The 17,161-nt window shown below is 37.2% G+C and carries 12 protein-coding genes; 10 read left to right on the top strand and 2 right to left on the bottom strand.

Annotation, left to right across the window (positions count from 1 at the left end; genetic code table 11):
• Positions 1-5: 5 nt before the first annotated feature.
• Positions 6-1,127, bottom strand: a complete 1,122-nt coding sequence (locus EV194_RS08085; RefSeq protein WP_132433541.1) for a hypothetical protein — start codon at positions 1,125-1,127, stop codon at positions 6-8.
• Positions 1,128-1,480: 353 nt separating this feature from the next.
• On the opposite strand from EV194_RS08085, the gene EV194_RS08080 reads away from it, so the two are divergent.
• The 10 genes from EV194_RS08080 (at position 1,481) to EV194_RS08035 (ending at position 15,082) form a co-directional block, all read left to right on the top strand.
• Entirely contained in the window at positions 1,481-1,924 is a 444-nt protein-coding gene (locus tag EV194_RS08080; protein ID WP_132433540.1) for a 2-dehydro-3-deoxyphosphooctonate aldolase, read from the top strand.
• A 14-nt stretch (positions 1,925-1,938) separates the two neighbouring features.
• On the top strand, positions 1,939-3,294 hold the full coding sequence (locus EV194_RS08075) for a 7TM diverse intracellular signaling domain-containing protein (protein ID WP_132433539.1): 1,356 nt from the start codon (positions 1,939-1,941) through the stop codon (positions 3,292-3,294).
• Positions 3,295-3,365: 71 nt separating this feature from the next.
• Positions 3,366-4,271: a hypothetical protein gene (locus EV194_RS08070; protein ID WP_132433538.1), complete on the top strand. Its 906-nt coding sequence runs from the start codon at positions 3,366-3,368 to the stop codon at positions 4,269-4,271.
• Between the two features lie 652 nt (positions 4,272-4,923).
• On the top strand, positions 4,924-8,133 hold the full coding sequence (gene carB, locus EV194_RS08065) for a carbamoyl-phosphate synthase large subunit (protein ID WP_132433537.1): 3,210 nt from the start codon (positions 4,924-4,926) through the stop codon (positions 8,131-8,133).
• A 119-nt stretch (positions 8,134-8,252) separates the two neighbouring features.
• Complete coding sequence (locus EV194_RS08060) at positions 8,253-9,527, top strand: 6-bladed beta-propeller (protein WP_132433536.1); 1,275 nt, start codon at positions 8,253-8,255, stop codon at positions 9,525-9,527.
• A gap of 173 nt (positions 9,528-9,700) precedes the next feature.
• Complete coding sequence (locus tag EV194_RS08055) at positions 9,701-10,900, top strand: 6-bladed beta-propeller (protein ID WP_132433535.1); 1,200 nt, start codon at positions 9,701-9,703, stop codon at positions 10,898-10,900.
• Between the two features lie 212 nt (positions 10,901-11,112).
• On the top strand, positions 11,113-12,267 hold the full coding sequence (locus tag EV194_RS08050; protein WP_132433534.1) for a 6-bladed beta-propeller: 1,155 nt from the start codon (positions 11,113-11,115) through the stop codon (positions 12,265-12,267).
• A 76-nt stretch (positions 12,268-12,343) separates the two neighbouring features.
• On the top strand, positions 12,344-13,462 hold the full coding sequence (locus EV194_RS08045) for a 6-bladed beta-propeller (RefSeq protein ID WP_132433533.1): 1,119 nt from the start codon (positions 12,344-12,346) through the stop codon (positions 13,460-13,462).
• Positions 13,463-13,547: 85 nt separating this feature from the next.
• Complete coding sequence (locus EV194_RS08040) at positions 13,548-13,814, top strand: hypothetical protein (RefSeq protein WP_132433532.1); 267 nt, start codon at positions 13,548-13,550, stop codon at positions 13,812-13,814.
• A 137-nt stretch (positions 13,815-13,951) separates the two neighbouring features.
• On the top strand, positions 13,952-15,082 hold the full coding sequence (locus EV194_RS08035) for a 6-bladed beta-propeller (RefSeq protein ID WP_132433531.1): 1,131 nt from the start codon (positions 13,952-13,954) through the stop codon (positions 15,080-15,082).
• 558 nt (positions 15,083-15,640) lie between these two features.
• Here EV194_RS08035 and EV194_RS08030 read toward each other — a convergent pair.
• Entirely contained in the window at positions 15,641-17,119 is a 1,479-nt protein-coding gene (locus EV194_RS08030) for a right-handed parallel beta-helix repeat-containing protein (RefSeq protein ID WP_132433530.1), read from the bottom strand.
• Positions 17,120-17,161: the final 42 nt, after the last annotated feature.

Genomic DNA, 17,161 nt, shown 5'->3' with positions numbered 1-17,161 from the left:
GAGAATTATAAATCTTTGATGTAGCACCGTGCTTTTTTGTGCTGCCTGTATTCAAATTTATTCCATAGGTTTTGTACGTCCAGATTTCCTTCCAGCTCACGAGTTGTCTCAACAAACTTGATTTTGTGGTTGATGATGGATTGGCCGATGTCCCGGAAAATCAGAGCATTTACACCCTTTTCTTTATAATTACCATCAATGGCAATCAGCAGGGTGTCAATGGTGTCATTGTATTTTAATGCATAAAGGATTCTTAAAAACCCAAATGGGAACAGCCGCCCTTTCGATTTTTGAATGGCTTTTGCCAGCGATGGCAGGCAAATGCCAAAACCAACTATTTTCCCGGTTGAATTGACAACAATCGAAACGAAATCAGGATTTAGCATGGGGATAAATCCATTTTGAAGCTCTTTAATTTTTTCCGGTGTCAGTTCAAAATGGCTGTATAATTCGCCATACACCTTGTTCATCAATGCAAACAACTCATCGGCATATCGATGCAGATCCTTTTTCTTTTTAATTGTAACACTTGATAGGTTGTAACGAGACTCAACAATTTCTGCAATTTTAAAATACTTATCGGGAACTTTCTCCGGTACCATTACGCGGAATTCCAACCAATCTATCTCTTTTTGATAACCCAATGCTTCCATTGTTGTTGCGTAATAAGGGAAGTTGTATTTCCCGAATGAGGTCGGTAATTCGTTAAATCCTTCAATTAGAATTCCTGACGGGTCAAACTGAGAAAGTCCGTAGGGGCCATGTATGTTAGTCATCCCTTTTTTAGTACCCCAAGCCTCAACGGATTTAAGCAGTTCGTTAGCTACTTCTGGTTGGTCAATAAAATCAAACCAACCAAAGCGAACATGTTTTTTGCCTGTTTTTGCAATAAATTTATGGTCAATGATACCGGCCACCCTTCCAACAACCTGATTGTTTTGCCAGGCAAGCCATAGTTTCACATCACAGTGATTAAAGTCGGAATTGTGTTTTGGCGAAAGCGTCTTTTTTTCATTCGAAATCAACGGTGACACATAGAAATCGCTCTGTTTATAGAGTTTATTCGGAAACTCTATAAACAACCTAAACTCTTTTGAGTTGGAGACCTCCCTGGTTAAAGTTTTCATTATTAATGAAAATATATGGTAGAAGAAAATGCTCTATTTGAATCAGCAATATTACAAATGAATTTGTATATACCTTTGATTTATCACCTATTTTTTTGTCATACTTAATTAATTCTATTTTTTTTACACAATCCTTTTTAGAAATGCTAGGAAAGGATTATAAGGTTTGGCGCATAGCTGCAAGTGGTAGTGTTATGAGGGATGTATCACTGTAAGGATATAATCTTGTTTTGATGCTTATCCCCTGGTAAGTATGGGATTAAGTTAAGCGAGATGGAATAATAGTTTACTATTACTTCATGAATTTGAATAAAAAAACTATTTTTATAAATCATAATTTTATCTCTACCTAAATGAATAAACTTGCTCTTTACTTCATCATTTCCGGATGTCTAATATCATGTAGTACAAAAAAGGAACTTGATTATAAATCGCCCAATGTTGAACAGGTTCTTTTAAATGATTATGTTCTCCTCATTTCGCAGTACAGCGAAGACCCTTCTTACGGCTATACAAAAGAGAATCCAATAATGACCGGAGGAGGAGTGGATCGGGTATTGAATCAGCGAAGATTTTTAAATGCGCTTGCAGGGCCGGAAGGACAGTTTGTGAGCTATAGAAGACTTGGTAGCTGTTGTATGTTTAAGACTCAAAATGGAACATTTGGTGATACCGGGTTACTTGATATGTATGAATTGTCTTATGATGGGATAGAAGAGCCCGTTATTCTTTATATTAACATGTATGATTCTGATCATTTGCAGGTGCCTGTGGGATTCCGGCTTATTTATGAATAAACTATGATGAAGATATGATTTACCTACCCAATTTTAAAAAACTTCAATTTGTATTTCTGCCAGCTATTTTGGTGCTTCTAAGTGGGATGTTGTTTAGCTGGTTAAATCCGGTGATTTCAACTGGTGATTTCAGAGAACTTCAAATTATACATAAATATCCATTTTTAAGACACATTGAGACTTTTTTCTTTTTGTTCTTGTTGTTTGTATGGGAATTTATTTATGATAAAAAATTCAGAGAAATTTTTTATCTCTCCGGAGTGGTGGCAGTGGTTCTACTTTTTCGATTTTTAATTAGTCAAATCCCAATAGAAATCGAGATCTATCTCAATCCTCTAATCAATAATTTCGGGTTGCTATTAATTGCCAGATCGTTTTTATTGGGATACAAGTCTAACTATTTAATAAAGTATTTGCTGGGCATTGGGATGTTTTATCTCATGACCAATACTGGAATCAATATGGATTTGGTGGTCTCTGTTTTTTATCGTTTTCAGGGATTTTGGTTTGCGCAATTAATCAATCTGTTTGTTTACATTTTGTGCTTCTCATTTCTTTTTTATTATTTATTCTTTTTTGATAATTCAGGCTTTATAGAGCTGTTTAAAGCCAATCGGCGTACTTTTAAAACAAAATTATTGTCCCAAAAGGAGTTTTTAGTTGGGTTTTGTCTCAATTATTCATTTCTGTTTTTTGTGGTTTGGGCATTTAATAGAGTGGTGGGGCGTTTTGATGATTACTTGGAGTATGAAATGCCTCTATTCTATCCTCTTTATATGATGTTGTTTTTGCTTTCAGCAGCTGTTCTAAGCGGTTTGCAAACTGTAACCATTTCAAAGAAATGGTTACATCAACATAACAGAATCACCTCCTGGTACTATTTGTTTTTAATGATTCCCGTAATAAACATTTTCCTTTTGTATTTCATTACCAATACTAAGAAAAATGAAGATCATCAGATTAGGATGGAAAACAGTAAACGTTACCGTGAATCATACTTGAGGGACGAACGAGACAATGTCAGAAACTTTTTGATTGTTATGCGACTAATCGGAGTTGTCGTATCTGTTTTTGCCTTTGTTCGACTTTTCCCTTATACTCAGGATAGAGCCATGTTATCATTTCTTATTTTGTTCAGTTTTATTGAATTCGTATTATTTATAGTTTATTCCCGGCAACGTAAGGCAATTTATTTTTTAATCGCAAATGCTGTAGTAGTAGCCTTTTTGTCTTATTCTTTAGACTTCCTGACTGTTGGAGAGATGATTCAAAGTTTGGTATTCGGAATATTTGGTTTGTTGTTTATTTTTGACGCATTACACCCACAAACTCCATTTTTTAATGAAATAGTAACAGGTCAAAAAGAGTGAGAATTAGAACCAAAACATTACTTTTGTTAATATGGATTGATTTTAGATTTTATCAAAAAACCCAAAACTAAATGGAAAACATTACCAAATTTGAGAAGATTATTATTTCAGTTACATTAGGATTTGGACTATTTGGAGGTGTTCTCCTGGTATTCCTGAATTTCCCACCCATTGTTCCTTCGTTGCTCATCGCTATGGCCATCTCAACACTGGTATTTTATTTTTTAGGTGGCATTGAGAACTCCAATTTCAACATGGGACCCGTAAAGCTGAGCGGAAGTATTGCAGCACTTATTGGAAGCGCTTTTATCATCAATTGGCAGCTTTCAGAGCAACAAATTAACGAGAACAACCAATTGATGCTTGGCAATAACCTCACCGTTTATAGTCATTCGGGAAATGCAATGGGAAGATTGGATGTCTCCGGTTTTCGACTTGCCAGCAACAACCGTTTGATGGCCAACGATACAGTTTACGTGGGGCGTCTTAACCTTGATTTAAAAGGTCTGGACAATAATTTCTCGGTAATGGCAAGCGATTCATTGGTGTTGGGCTCAATTCTGAAAAACAATCTTGAAGAGTTGAATCTTTTTAACGACCTGCGATTGGAAAGATACATGGAAGTGACTTACGATTTGCAAATAAATCCTGTTTTTACGGCATCCATTGGTTTTGGCGAGTCTCAGTTGTTTTACGATCAATATAAAGCCCATTACGAAGATCTTCCTTTTTATGTTGAACCAATGAATATAACAGGGCGAGAGCGTGGCAACGGAATCAGAACGGTAGTAGGTGTAAAGGGTAGTCCCGGAGAGTCAAAAAAAGATTTTCCGCTCACCAGCGGTGAGAGTTTTATAGTGGATGATTTTAATGATAAAGTCTATTTCGTCCGAACACGCGGAGCCAATATTGGTCTTGTAAACCGACCGATGTTTGTGCAGTACCAGATATTTGAATTCAGTCGGAGGGTTAAGTAATTAGTTCAACGGAAACACCACCAATCCAATACGATCAATGTCTCAAATTTGTCTTCAGGCATCTCCACAGCACTTGAGCTTATTTCAGGGGCGTAGCCCTGAAACGAGGCTCGAGGCTTCGGGACGAGTTCTATCCCGATAAATCGAGACCTGGTAATACAAATCTTAGACACATAAAACTAAAGAAAAATCTAAAATTTGGTGACAGTTTGAAAAATAGACGTTGCTGATAAATGTGAATTCTATTCTATTTAGTAGCATTAAGATAGCAGGGCTAATGCCCCTAATCTGGACTACGAGCTATCCTGTTTCCACACCTCACTTAAGGGGTAGGGAAGGTCGAACTAAATAATCCGGATGTGGGACCGCAAATTGAGGCGAATAGTGAAAGTTTAAATCTCAATTTCGTTCTACCGAAGGGGTCGGTGGAATGAAAACCTTTACAAAACAAAATGTTTTGAGAAAAAACTCTCTCATTTTCCATTAAACATACTTTCAGATTGTTAATTATCAAATGATTTTTGTTATTTTTGCATCCGTTTTGGAGTGAAATAAACAGAATTTATTAAGGTGGAATTGCCTTGGCAATTCTATATATTTTGGTAATCCGCTTCAGAATCCCTTTTAATAACAGTTTAAATACTACTTTAAAATGCCAAAACGGGACGACATCCACAAAATTCTGATCATTGGTTCAGGACCCATTGTAATTGGTCAGGCTTGCGAATTCGACTACTCAGGAACTCAAGCATGTAAAGCATTAAGATCATTAGGCTACGAAATTGTATTGGTTAATTCCAATCCGGCCACCATCATGACCGATCCGGAAATGGCCGATTATACCTACATCGAGCCATTGAACGAATATGCTGTAACTGAAATTATTAAAAAAGAGCGTCCCGATGCGCTTCTTCCAAATCTCGGAGGACAAACGGCTTTGAATCTCTCCCTTGATTTAGCTAATAAAGGAATATTAGATAAGTACAATGTTGAAGTAATTGGGGTAAATCTTAAAGCCATTGAAAAAGGTGAGGATCGCATTGAATTTAAGAAATCGATGGAGGAACTTGGCATTGAAATGGCCAGAAGCCAGGCCGTAACCACGGTTGAAGATGCTGAGAAAATTGCTGAAGATCTTGGATACCCGGTTGTTATTCGTCCTGCCTACACCATGGGAGGTACCGGTGGCGGGCTTGTTTACAACGTTGAAGAACTTAGAGTGATTGCTGCCAGGGGAATTGCCGCCAGTATGATCAACCAGATTCTGGTGGAAGAATCGGTTTTGGGATGGGAGGAGCTGGAATTGGAAGTTGTGCGCGATCATAGCGGAAAGATGATCACCATCTGTTTCATCGAAAATGTGGATGCAGTAGGTGTTCATACCGGAGATTCTTTCTGTACGGCTCCCATGTTAACCATATCGAAAGAAGTGCAGGAAAAGCTGCAGGAGTATTCCTATAGGATTGTGGAAAGTGTAGGAGTCATTGGAGGAACTAACGTTCAATGGGCACACGACCCCAAAACCGGGCGTGTGGTGGTGATTGAAATCAATCCCCGCACCAGCCGTTCGTCGGCTCTTGCTTCAAAAGCAACGGGTTTCCCCATTGCTTTGATTTCCGCCATGCTGGCTTGTGGACTTACGCTTGATGAACTTCCATACTGGAAAGAAGGCACCCTCGATAAATATAAGCCTTATGGTGATTATGTGGTTGTGAAATTTGCCAAATGGGCCTTCGAAAAATTTGAAGGGCTTAACGATAAGCTTGGAACTCAAATGCAGGCCGTTGGTGAAGTGATGAGTATTGGTAAGAACTATAAAGAGGCTTTCCAAAAAGCCATCCGCTCCCTTGAAACCGGACGATATGGATTGGGTTTTGCCAAAAACTATAATGAATTGACATTGGAGCAGTTGATGAGTCGACTGGCTTTTCCAACCAGTGAGCGGCAGTTTGTGATGTATGAGGCATTGCGTAAAGGTGCCACCGTGGATCAGCTTCACGAAAAAACAGCCATTAAAGCCTGGTTCATTGAGCAGATGAAAGAATTGGTGGAGCTGGAAGAACAGATTTTATCTCATAAAGGAGGGCAACTGCCCGACGATCTGTTTGTTCAGGCTAAAAAGGATGGATTTGCTGATAAATATCTGGCGAAAATATTGGATATTCCTGAAAAGGAGATACGCCAACGTCGTTTAAAACTTGGCATGGAAGAGGCTTGGGAACCGGTCCCGGTGAGTGGGGTAGAGGATGCTGCATATTACTACTCAACCTATAACGCTCCAAACCAGGTTAAGGTGGACGACAAAAAGAAAATCATGGTGTTGGGTGGAGGGCCAAACCGCATCGGACAAGGGATTGAGTTTGATTACTGCTGCGTGCATGCAGCATTTGCCATACGTGATGGCGGATGTGAGTCCATCATGGTGAACTGTAACCCCGAAACTGTCTCCACAGATTATGATACTTCCGGAAAACTCTACTTTGAGCCATTAACAGTTGAGGATGTTCTCAGCATTTATGAAAAGGAGAAGCCCGATGGTGTCATTTGTCAGTTTGGAGGCCAAACTCCGCTCAACATTGCTGCTGAACTACAGGCAAACGGCGTGAAGATTATTGGAACGTCGCCTGAAACAATCGACTTGGCTGAAGATCGCGATCAGTTTCGTATGATTATGGAGAAACTGAACATTCCACAGCCACCTTCAGGAATGGCCAGCACGGAGCAAGAGGCTATTGAGATTGCTTCAAGAATTGGCTATCCGCTTATGGTTCGTCCATCTTATGTATTGGGTGGCCGGGGAATGAAGATTGTTCTGGATGAGGAGATGCTAAGACAATATGTAAAGGCTGCCGCGGCTGAAGTTTCGCCCGACAGGCCGTTGCTTATAGATAAGTTTCTTGAGGACGCCATTGAGGCCGAAGCCGATGCAATTGCAGACGGAACAGATGCCTTCGTGCCTGCCGTTATGCAGCATATTGAGTATGCAGGAATCCATTCAGGCGACTCTGCATGCGTCATTCCGCCGGTTGTGATTACCGATGATCAAATCAAAACCATTGAGGAGTACACCAGACGAATCGCCATAGAAATGAAAGTGGTGGGTCTGATGAATATTCAATACGCTATTTATGATGGCGAAGTGTATATACTAGAAGCGAACCCAAGGGCTTCGAGAACTGTGCCTTTGGTTTCGAAAATTTGCAACATCCCAATGGCCAAGATAGCTACCGAGATTATGCTGGGTAAGAAACTGGGCGATTTTGACTTGAAAAAGCCTGAGTTTTCACATTTCGGGGTAAAAGAAGCTGTTTTCCCATTCAATATGTTCCCTGATGTAGATCCTGTGTTGGGGCCTGAAATGCGTTCCACGGGAGAAGTTCTTGGAATGGCCGATTCTTTTGGGTTGGCATTCTTTAAATCTCAGGAGGCTACCAAACTTAAGTTGCCGGTAAATGGAAATGTTTTGATAACCATTGCCGATAACGATAAAGACAAGATTGTTGATGTGGCGCAAGACTTTGTTAAAATGGGATTTGGTATTGTGGCAACCCGAGGAACTAAAAAGTTTCTGGAAGAGAATGGTATCGAAGCCAAAGAAGTCCTGAAAGTGCATGAGGGACGCCCCAATATTGTGGATTTGCTTGTGAATGATGAAATCAATCTCGTTATCAATACCCCGTCGGGAAAACAGAGTGAGTTTGATGATTCATACATTCGGAAAAATGCCATCAAGCACAATGTGCTTTATATTACCACCACGGCAGCAGCTAAAGCTGCCACCGCCGGAATAAAAGAGCGTCAGAATGGAAATTACCAGGTTAAATCCCTACAGGACTACCATAAAGGAATAAAGTTTATCTAATTGATGACTTTTCTCCAATAGGTTAAACAATAAACAAAGCCCCGATGAATTTTCATCGGGGCTTTGTTCTTCTTGTTGGTTTTTATATATTTGATTCAGTAATTATACCATAAACCTGTATGCCAACTCTAACCCACAGACTTCTTACCAATCAATATCGGAACATTTTAAATGTTTCCGGTTGGTCTTCACTTTTCAATCATGTTTTTTCTGCTAAAACCCTTCGCTCGGGTTTGACTTTTACATGGTTTCCTTACTTAATCAATGTAGGTGCCATTATATTACTTCTAACAGGAACGAATTGTTCAAGAGTGTCTGATGATTTTATCTCAATACATTTGAAGCCAAATAATGAAAAGGTGCAAATGTCGAAGTTTATTGATGAGGTAGAATATCTTACATTAAGAGCACCCAGGGGAGTAAGAATTGGTGCAATTGAAAAAGTAATTGTCCATAACAACGAATATTTTATTAGGCACACCCCTTCTAACCCTGCCATCACTGTTTTTGACAGTGACGGTAGATTTAAGCACAACATAGGCAAACATGGACGCGGCCCGGGCGAATATGTCGGATTACACGATTTCACAATAAACCACCAACAAAACGAGGTTGTTTTGATGGATTTAATGGTTCAAAAGATGCATTACTATTGCACTGAAGGAAAATACAAGTTTTCAAATGACCTGCCAATACATGCATTGAAATTTTCCTGGTTGAATGACGATGATTTTATTTTTTGGGTCGGGAATCTTTACAACGACCTAATGAATAAAGATGAATCCCAATTGTGGAACGTATATGTTGTAAACAAAGACTTAAACATCAAGAGCAAATATCTTGAGGTTCCAAAAGAATTTATGGGTGTAATGAATGGGTCATCGCCAAGCAGTTTATCTCCCTATAAAGAAGGGGTAAATATAGTTTCTCCTTTGAGTAACTATATTTATCACTATCGTAAAGGAGAGTTTAGAACTAAATACTATCTTGATTTTGGCTCATTAAATTGTGATTTTATTAATGAATTCAGGCAGTATAATGGATTAGCAAGTTCATTTGTTTTTAACTTAAGGAAAACAGGTGCAACCTACTATTCCAATCAATTTTTTGAGTTCGAGAACCATTTGTATTTTACTTTTATCTCTAATGACAAAATGTATTCAGTCATCTATGACAAACTCAATGAAGCTTCTCATGTCGGCATTGGATATCCGGATGATGATATAAACAATGCAATATTTGGGCGTGCGGTTGGGAATAACCAGAACAGGCTTATTACTGTAATTGAACCACTGTTGTTATTAGATGATGAGGAAAAGTTTCCAGAAAAACTTGAACACTTGCGTTTATCTCCTCGCAGTAATGCATTTTTAGCATTATATAAACTTCATTGAACGTTTGTCTTGTTAACGGTTCAATATAGGTTAGTTATGATTTTTCTAGCTTAAGATAGTTGAGGTGAAATACCAGGTTGTTGCTACTTGCACAGCTAACATATCTAAAGAGTGTAAAATGCTGTAAATTGTATTAAGAGTTGAAGGGATGCCCAAATAATATAGATTTGCTTATGAATGATGCAAAGCCATTTGTAACCGGCATGTTCCGGCTTTTTAGCTTCCCGGACTTCATGGGGCGTCTCGGGTTAGTTAGAAATATATGCATTTTTCTATTCACGATTACGTTTATTGGGTGTGATTTTGGAAGCAAAGAGAATGCGGGAGGCATTTGTGATATTAAAAGAATAGAGGTGTTCTCGAATGTCTCTGAAAGTGCTCTATCTTCTGATTTACTGAGTGATGTTGAATACATCATATTAGAAAGGACTCCCAATTCAGTTATTGGAAAGATTGATAAACTGATAATAACCGATGATTATATTTTCGTGATGGATGTTGAGCATGCAAAGAAGTTATTTCAGTTTGACTCCAACGGACGTTTCATCAAGATAATTGGAGGTTTCGGTAGAGGGCCCGGGGAGTATCAGCAGCTTGTTGACTTTACCGTTTGCGATATCACTAATCGTATTTTGGCGATAGATATTAACAGGAAACTTGTTGTTTTTGATAAACAAGGAGAGTTAATCAAGGAATTGATAATTGATCAGGGAGACCCAATGAGCTGTCGAGTATTGATGCATAACGAAAGTATCTATTTCTTCACAGGTAGGGGAGAAAACTATTCATCCGAATACTCATTGATTAAATTGAACTTTGAAGGGGGAAAAACAGATGGCTATCTGGAATTTGAAACTGGTGCAAACTATTCGGTGACGTTCAACACTCCATTGTATATTAAAGATGGCAGTCTGAAGCTATTTGATTATTTCGAAGGTGTTTTGTTAAGAAAGGAACAGGAACAGTTTATTCCGGAATATGTTTTGGATTTTAACAATAAGATGATGCCAGTTGAAATCCTCTGCAATATAGAAAAGTACATAAAGAATCTTCAGAATTACTCAATTATTCATCGGTACTTTATTGAAGGAAGCGATTATATCTACTATTCTGTTATTGATAAGATGCAGTATAAGCATGGTTTTTTTTCAAAAACCACAGGAGAATCGGTCATAATAAATTCAATCATCAATGATGAGCACATTTTCAGGAGTCCTGAAGTTTACTATAGTAATTACTATTACGCTGTTATTGAAACATTTTGGTTATTTGATGAGGTTGATAAATTCCAACATATTATTGAAAACCATTCGATTGATCCAGATGGTAATGCTTTGATTATGAAATTTAAACTCCAAAAAATCGCAGAATAAAACATTATTCAGGCTGATTTTACAATGTGGGAAACGATTTTGTAGTTTATGAAACTGAAAATCAAAAACTTAAATATATGAAACGAGCCATGAGAATCGCAAGATCGACGAAGTCAAAGCTTTTCTCACACAGGCGAAGTACTGAGCCCAGTCGAAGTAAGGATGATTATCTGGCGAGTTCCATGTGACCTTAAAATACAAATTATAGACATATGAAAATCCTAAAACTATTCCAGATTACCATTATGCTTTTGCTAGTTATGAGTTGTAACAAAAGTAACAGCTATAATTCTCCCATTGAAAAATTTGTTTTTGATGCCGCCAAATCAAAACCATATTTTGATTTTGCGACAATTACAGATACTTCTTATCAGATAATTCCTTTGGAGACCTCTCCAGATTTTTTAATTGGACGAGTTGAAAAGATTGAAATTAAGGATAACAAAATAATCATCTTTGACCGAATGTCGCGTTCGATCTATTTGTTTAACATGGACGGTAGTGCTTATAGTAAAATTTCCCGACTCGGCCGTGGTCCTGGTGAATATATGGAGATCAGCGCAATGGGAGCCAGTGATTCTACCATTGTGATATTTGATATGGCACTTCGCAAATTTTTAGAGTTCGATTTTGATGGCCACCTAATTACTGAAGCATTATTACAATCAGATATTTGGGCGAATGATATTTTTTTCTTTAACGACAAGCTTTATCTATATACTGACTGGGATGAGTGCGAGTGGGGCAATAGTCGTTTATATCTACTGGATGATATTTCAAATCAAAACTTTGAGTTTTTCTTATCATTTGATGAAGAACCGCTTACTCTTGGGAATATGGGGCCATCTTATTCGATTTGCAAAGATAAAGCCTCTTTGATATACTCCGGTTGCGACACTGTTTTTTCTATTACAAAAGAAGGGATTGTTTCACCATCTTACGTTTTCGATTTTAAAGGTAAAAGGGCTAAATATCCATCCAGACGACCGGAACTCGTTTATGAAGAAAATGAAGACGATAGAATTGTGAATATTGACTGGGTTAGCGAATCTGAACGCTATTTTTTTACATCTATTGAAACAGTGGGATTTGATCACGGTTTTGTGTATGATAAGGATGAGAAAACTCATCAAATATTTGATATTGCTGTAAATTCAAACCTTTCACAATTCTTTATGTTTTCGCATCGATGGGTAATTGACAATAAAATTGTCATGCCTCAATCTATGAGTAATGTGCATAGAGCCGGAACATTCTCGGAGAGCGAATATAAGTTAGAAGGGTTTTATAATCAACTGAAAGGAGTTATTGAGAATGGCAATATTGAGGATAATCCGGTTGTGTTTATATTTAATTTAAAGAATTAGTGGCAAGTCTTATCCGGACTATTTCAAGCTTAAAAGATTTACTTTTGAAACAATTATGTGATACCAAAACACTATAATGATGAAAGCACTTTGCCTATCCCTTGTTCTTTCCTTTGTTTTGATTAATGCTTTTGGGCAAGAACGACATTATTTTGACATTTCTGAAAAAGAAGATGCCTATCATAAAATCAATCTCTATGAGACAAAAATCATCCACGAAGCCGATTTGACTTTTGAGATACAATCCCTTACGCTCTTGCAATCACGACGTGGTTACCGTGTAAACACAATTAGAAAAGTAAGAATGAGTGATGCTCTTATCTATGTCACGGATATTAGTAATACGAACTTATTTATTTACGATTTACAGGGTAAAGCACAAAATAAAATTGATATTACCCGGTATGATGAACGAGCCTGGATAACTGATTTTACAGTATATAAGGATACTATTTACATTGTTGATAACAAATCATTGTTTTTATTCAAATTTACAGCGCAAGGGGATTTTCTGTCCAAAGAATTATTGACATTTAATTTTGATGACTTTATGGTTAATACGGAAGGTCTGCATTTTATCTGCAAGCATGAAACAGGCCGCAGAAATAATACCGTAAGAATTAATGTGTTTGATCATTCCTTAAATTTATTGAAACAATATTTTCTCATAAGTAGAACAAATGATTCAATCTTTAGGCCGAGGTTTTTCTTGGGGAATGATGATGAGGTGTTGTTTTCTGTATATCTAAACAATGAAGTGTTTAACATCAGCAGCAATACAGTATCTAAATTTCTGAAAATAGAGAATGCAAAAGTGATTTATGATTACGCTCATGTAAATGGATTCCATTCCTTTAGGGTCTCTTATGAGAATAAGATACCTGGTGTTCCCCTACGGACATGCTATGTAAAAAATGCTACTGCCGAAAATGTTAGATTTGAGAAATTTCGAAGTGATGACCTTACTTCATTCATATTTAATGGCATGGATAGTGGAATCCATCAGGATAAATTCGTTAGCTATTTAGATTTCAATTCTCCTAATTTTTTGCGAGCTATACCTGATATGAAATGGAGTGCAGAACATGAAAGCATTAAAAAAGATTTTTTTCAAATAGTCAATCAAATCAAAAAGCACCCACATCATGTAGTTGTTTTGTTTAGGATAGTTCAGAGTCATTCCAACCCGAATTGATGCCAGAAATGATTAATTAACAGCTATAAAATTATTTACTTATGAAGAAAAAATAATTTTCGCAATACCAACAGGTTTTTTCGCAGTGGCAACTGTGTTTAATATGAATGTTTTACAGGGTAGTAGTGCCGGGGATGTTTCGTTGGACAGTATACTGGTGATGGCGCAGGCGCAGGGCGATGAGGATGGAGATTCAGGAAGTGGTAGATATGTGCTTTATACTGATGAGACTGAATGTGATCTCCCTGGCCAAGGTAATAGAAAAGGGATGCGTTTTGTATGTATTTTCGTTGAAGATGCCCCAGAAAATGCCAGCGGTTGTAGCACCCCAGGTAGTTCTGAATGCATTTAAACTGAATTAAAATAAATCAAAATCTGATATCTTAAGCATTACTAAGCTGGATAAATATTTAACTAGAGCTTTTTTATGAGGGAGCTAATTTTAAATTAGCTCCCTAAACTCATAAACAACATATTAAATTTCATGTAATGAAATATATACCGTTAATTTTAGTTCTTATTTTCTTTTCTTGTAAACCGGAAAAAAAAGAGTCTATTTCAGCATTAAGCAGTTTTGATGTAAACAAAAAAGACATCCTATTAAATGCGAACCTTTCAAATGTTATTAGCATAGACTCTCTTGTCTTTTTAGAGTATAGTAATCAGTCAATTATAGGAGAGATTGATAAGGTTCTTGTTACACAGGATCGGATTTATATCTTTGATAGGCTTAGATCAAAATCAATTTTTTGTTTTGACAGAAGCGGCAATTTTATAAACTCATACAGAAGCATAGGCAGAGGACCTAAAGAATATACTGATATATTGGATGTTTCATTCTTCGAAGATGAGATGTATGTCCTTGCTGCTCCTGAGCGATTCTTTGTTTTGGATAAAGATCTTAATTTTCATAAATCCATAGATATCAAATGGGGCGAGGATGTGCCTTTTGTGCATCCGGGGTATCATCATTTCACTATGCTTAATAGTGACACCATTTTATTTTACCATCCTACGGCATGTTATCATTATTATTTTTATAGTTTATCTAAAGAGGCTTTTGTTTCATCGCAGATAAAAAGAAGAGGAACTATGGATAGAGCCAATTTTACCCATTTAACAAGAACCATATCAGAAGAAGTATTCGTAACCCAGAGATTCAATGATACTATATATCAATTTACGAACAACCTTCTTCTACCTAAGTACTTTGTTAATTTTGAATCACCAATGTCAGAGACAGAAATCAAAAAATATTTAGATGCAACGCCCTATACTATGTTCAATTACCCAATGCCACATCAAATGTATGATGTTATGTCATTTGTTGAGAATGATAGTTATGTCTTTTTTAATTTTTACTATGACAACATGTTCCATTTTTATTTTTATGACATAGAGAGAACAAGAATTATGATTATTCCACATAGCATTAACAATGATATATGGGAATCGGAAGGATTTTATGGGACATATGGACATTATGGAAATAGCTTAATCACACTGGCACAGCCTTATTTTTTTATAGATAATCAGGGTTACATGGAGTTTGAATTGCCGGACGATTTTACCTATGCTTCCAATCCTGTATTAGTATTTTATCAACCAAAGTTTGAGTAGGAGGTTAAAACTGGTTCATAATTGGTTGTCAAAGGTCGCATTAGTTTTTTTAATGATGAAACGAGCCATGAGAATCGCAAGATCGACGAAGTCAAAGAGTTCTCACACAGGCGAAGTACTGAGCCCAGTCGAAGTAAGGATGATTATCTGGTGAGTTTCATGTGGCAACTGAAAAACAAATTATAAACATATGAAAAGATATTTTTTTCGCAGTAGCAACGGTATTTAATATGGCTATATTACAAGCTAACAGTGCCGGGGGGGATGTTTCGCTGAAGAATTTGATGGTCATGCAGTAGGTGAAGAGCGGAAAACAGGCGCATGGGGTTTGTATTTTTAAAAAGTAAATATCACAATGATTTTGGGTCAAAACTCAACAAATTTAAAAACTATTTAAATAAAAAAGCCGGGAATTTCATCCCGACTTTTATATTTTATAGCAAATTCATCTTACTTCTGAATTTCCCTAAAAAACAAATTATTAGAGCATATGAAAAGTATAGTGCTATTCGGCATACCTCACATTAACTGCAATGAATTGCTTTAAGGGTAAAAAACTTATCTACTTATAATTAATCGACTACTGAAGATATCATTATTGTTACTTATCCTGATTAGGTAAACGCCGCTGTTTAATTCAGTGTTTAGATCAATTGTTCCGGTAAAGGTTTTTTTGTCAGAAAACGCTAATCTACCCTGCAAATCAAATATCTCAATCTTAAATTCAACATGTGTCGCCAAATGAGAGGAATGGATAGTAAACGATCCATTCGATGGATTTGGATAAATGGCAATGGTTTGATCAGACAATAAATCTGAGATTTTTGTTGTTGGAGGCTCCATGCCTGTTAAAATATTTCCTTCTGCTATTGTTCCCGGACCGGAAAATGATAAATCAGCAGTCCTTCCACCATTTCTTAAATCATTATTAAGGATTTTGTTGTTATTGGTTCGAGGGGTTGTTTCCTGAATCCCATAGCTTTGCACCATAGGTGTCCTGTCATCATAAACCCGAAGATTCTGAACCAACACATTACTTGAGGCATGGTGTTCAGTACTGCTTCGGGACGTAATTCTAACACCTTGCGAACTGCTGTTTTTTACCACTCCTCCATTAATAGTGAAATCTTTTGTGTCTTCAATTAGAATGCCTTGATTTGTGGAGCCGTAAATGTCAACTTCGTTGATGGTTATTCCATGGCTCCCGGATACGCTGAATACACCTCTTCCGCAACTATTCGCAATGACTTTTTCTACAACCACATTGGGACCGCAATTATTGGCAAACCTCAATCCTGCATATCCTCCGCCATGATTAGCACGGTAAGCATCAACCAATTGTACGGTAGCGTTGCGTGTACTGTTCAATAGTAGGCCGCATCCTCCGGTATTTTTAGTTGTTACAGTTCCTATACTTAAACCATCAGTGTTCCAGATTTCAACTCCGTGATGTTTGCTGTGCTCTACATAAATGTTGTCCATTGTCACATTCCTTGACCATGTGGCATCGCGCTCCTGAATTCTGATTCCAAGGCCAATATTGTATGCTTGGGGAATTGAAATATGAATATTTTCTAATGTCACATTTTCAGAACCAAAAATCCAAATGCCGTAACGTGGATTCCCTGTGATTCTCATGTTCCGTACTTCAATGTTATTTGCACGAATTGCTCTGATTGGAACAATGATATTATCTTGAGCGTCGTCATTTACATTCATGGTATTATCATGAAAATCTATAATGGTGTTGCTTGGCAGGTTTATTGCTTTTACATCCCCATTCCAGCTATGGCGACCGGTTGAGCCCGATGTCCTAACATTCACAACCTCTTTCTCGGTACGATTTTGTGTCAAATTGTTTATCGCCGTTTGAATTGCTAGAATCATATCCAGGCCACTGTAAACCTGGTTCCCATTTACTTTAGCAACCCATGGCTCACCCTCTTCTCTTATAACTTCGGCAGTTCGTTGAGATAAGGCGCTCTCAGATAGCATTATGGCCATTAAAAACATTACAAATGTAAAATACTTTTTCATTTTATCTTTTTTTGTGAGTGACTAACACTCAGTTAATCATAC

This window comes from Natronoflexus pectinivorans, assembly GCF_004345615.1.
Taxonomy (GTDB): Bacteria; Bacteroidota; Bacteroidia; order Bacteroidales; family Marinilabiliaceae; genus Natronoflexus; species Natronoflexus pectinivorans.
The sequence above is the reverse complement of the archived record's forward strand: the minus strand, read 5'-3'. Positions and strand labels throughout refer to the sequence as shown.